The organism is Oleiagrimonas sp. MCCC 1A03011, from assembly GCF_003267965.1.
GTDB classification, from domain to species: domain Bacteria; phylum Pseudomonadota; class Gammaproteobacteria; order Xanthomonadales; family Rhodanobacteraceae; genus Oleiagrimonas; species Oleiagrimonas citrea.
In genome coordinates, this window is sequence record NZ_MSPY01000027.1 from 1 (window position 1) to 1867 (window position 1867).

The 1867-nt window shown below is 49.3% G+C and carries 2 protein-coding genes; both read left to right on the plus strand.

Annotated features, from left to right (window positions below):
- A partial coding sequence (locus tag BTJ49_RS15165) for a phosphopantetheine-binding protein (RefSeq protein WP_146742390.1) occupies positions 1–344 on the plus strand: 344 nt, incomplete at its 5' end.
- Positions 344–1867 (plus strand): condensation domain-containing protein (locus tag BTJ49_RS15645; RefSeq protein ID WP_240601861.1); only part of this gene is annotated, 1524 nt, incomplete at its 3' end. The genes BTJ49_RS15165 and BTJ49_RS15645, both read left to right, overlap by 1 nt.

The following is a 1867-nucleotide window of genomic DNA, read 5'->3' on the forward strand; positions in this document are numbered from 1 at the left end:
GCAAGGCGCTGCCGGCGCCTGAAGACGATGCCTATGTACGCCATGTCTACGAACCGCCCCAGGGAGAGACCGAGCAGACCCTCGCCTCGATCTGGGAAGAATTGCTCGGTGTTGACAAGGTTGGCCGGAACGATAACTTCTTCGAACTGGGTGGCAACTCGCTCATGGCTGTACGTTTGCTCAGTCGATTGCAAAGCTCACTTAACGTAAATATTGAGCTTTCAAAAATATATAATAATCAAGCTTTAAAGCACTTTGCCAAAGAAGTTTTAATTTCGCTGGTCATGCAAGAGTTCGATCAAGACGACCTCCTTGGATTTATTTCTATGGAAGACTCAAAATAATGGATATTAAAGGAATCGATCTTAAGAATTTGGATGTAGTGGAGATCGAACAGCTTCGTTCGCTGTGGAAAGCCAAAGGCATTGAAAAACAAAAAGATAGCATCTCATCAATACAAAAAATCACGCGAGAGCACTGGTTGCCAGTGTCATATGGTCAGCAGCGCCTATGGTTCCTCACGCAGCTGGATGGAGATGCAAGCCTTGCATACCACATCCCATTTGCGCTGCATCTCCACGGTCCGTTGAGTACATCCGTGTTGCGTCGTAGTCTTAATGCTGTATGGGCCCGTCACGAAGCTTTGCGCACTATTTTATCTTCAAGCGAAGGGCAGCCTTATGCTGAGCTGCTGCCATCAGAAATGGGTATGCCTCTTATTGAGCATGATTTGCGGCACGTAGCAAATGCCGGACAACATTTAGATCATGTTTGTAAAGAAGCTGCTCATAAATGTTTCGACCTTTCCCGGGGTCCATTAATTCGCGGGCACCTGATCCATCTATCGGATTGTGAGTATATTTTTATACTTATCCAACATCATATTATCTCCGATGGGTGGTCCATAGGGGTAATAATTCGGGATCTCGATATTCTCTATCGTGCTTTTAGACAAGGGGAGGCTGATCCATTGCCGACCTTGGAAATACAATATCCCGACTACGCCGCTTGGCAACGTCAATGGTTCACCAGCGATCGCTTTAGCATTCAAGCTGACTATTGGCGTCGTATCCTGACTGATGCCCCTATTCTGTCGACATTGCCGACGGATCGTCCACGACCACCGCAGCAATCTTTCGACGGTGCACGGGTATCAGTACAACTCGATGCGAGTTTGACGCAAGGTCTCAAGCATCTAAGTCAGAAGCATGGTACGACGCTCTTCATGACGTTGATGGCCGCCTGGGCCGCAGTGCTCATGCGTTTATCTGGGCAACACGATTTGGTAATTGGCACACCTACTGCCAATCGTAATCGTACTGAAGTCGAGCCGCTGGCCGGCTTCTTTGTCAATGTTCTAGCCTTGCGCATCGATCTTTCAGGTGACCCTACACTGGCTGAGCTACTCGTACGGGTCCGTCAGGCTATTTTGGCGGCACAGGATCATCAGGACCTGCCTTTCGAGAAGGTAGTAGAGATCGCTCAGCCACCGCGAAGCTTGAGTTACACGCCACTCTTTCAGGTTATGTTTGCCTGGCAGAACAACGAACATGGCACATTCGACCTGGCTGACTTACGTGCTGAGCCTTTCGACATCGCGTTCGATCATGTCAAGTTTGATCTAGAGCTTCATCTCCACGAGAATGATGGCATCGTTGCGGGTGTATTAAATTACGCCACAGCACTATTCGATGCTGCGACCATTGAGCGACATAAAGGTTATTTGCTCGCAATGCTGCGCGCGATGGTTGCTGATGCAGCGCAGTCGGTATCACGCATTGATTTGATTGCGCCAGCCGAGCGCACCTTGTTGCTGGAGACCTGGAACCAGACCGAGGCTCCGTATCCGCATGACCTGTGTATCCAC